Origin of the sequence: Fulvivirga sediminis (assembly GCF_016757215.1) — a bacterium.
In the GTDB taxonomy this organism is placed as follows: domain Bacteria; phylum Bacteroidota; class Bacteroidia; order Cytophagales; family Cyclobacteriaceae; genus Fulvivirga; species Fulvivirga sediminis.
In genome coordinates this window covers 1-642 of the sequence record NZ_JAESIY010000040.1, presented here as the reverse complement: position 1 = coordinate 642, position 642 = coordinate 1, and the positions used below count along the sequence as shown (strand labels likewise).

Annotated in this window: 2 protein-coding genes; both read right to left on the bottom strand. The window is 34.7% G+C overall.

The features are described from left to right. Positions 1-35: 35 nt before the first annotated feature. Entirely contained in the window at positions 36-329 is a 294-nt protein-coding gene (locus tag JL102_RS23400; protein ID WP_202246897.1) for a TrbC/VirB2 family protein, read from the bottom strand. A gap of 5 nt (positions 330-334) precedes the next feature. Next, positions 335-642, bottom strand: a 308-nt coding sequence (locus JL102_RS23395; protein ID WP_237390721.1) for a hypothetical protein, incomplete at its 5' end; no start/stop codon positions are given.

Genomic DNA, 642 nt, shown 5'->3' with positions numbered 1-642 from the left:
AGCCTCTTATTTCACTGGTAGCTTGGATGATTTGTTTAAGGTATAAATACCTGAGCAATAAGATCAACCATGCCGAATATGGAAAGCCCAATGACGAACTTTATAAAATTCTTTTGCGCTTGTTCGTTACCTTGCATGTATTGAATAAAGATTATAAACCCACCCACTATGGCAAAAACGGCCACGGCGGCATTTAGAGATTGCTTCACATCATTGCCCCATTGCTGGATCTTACCAGCAGGACCCTGAGCAAAAACAGTGTTTGCAAAAATTAATAATCCTGCTGTTAATAAATACTTTGCTCTTTTTGTTACTTGTAAATTTCTCATCTTGTCTATCGGTTTAATAATTGATTTATAGTTTTATTGAATGTTATGACTTTCGGATTCATGCTATATTTTATGTAATTGAGGAATTCTCCTTTTTTGCTAAATTTTTTGCTGATGTATAGGTATACTCCTACCAGAAAAGGAAAGAAAATGGCCAAAAGCAGATTCACCGTCATTAAAAAGACAAAGAGTAACGCTGCCATTATAATAAATACTACCTTTTTCAGCTCGATACCCAAGACTATGGGCGTACGTTCTAATTCTTTAGGGATTTTATGTTTCATTAGGTTGCTATTTACATTCAGTTTATTCA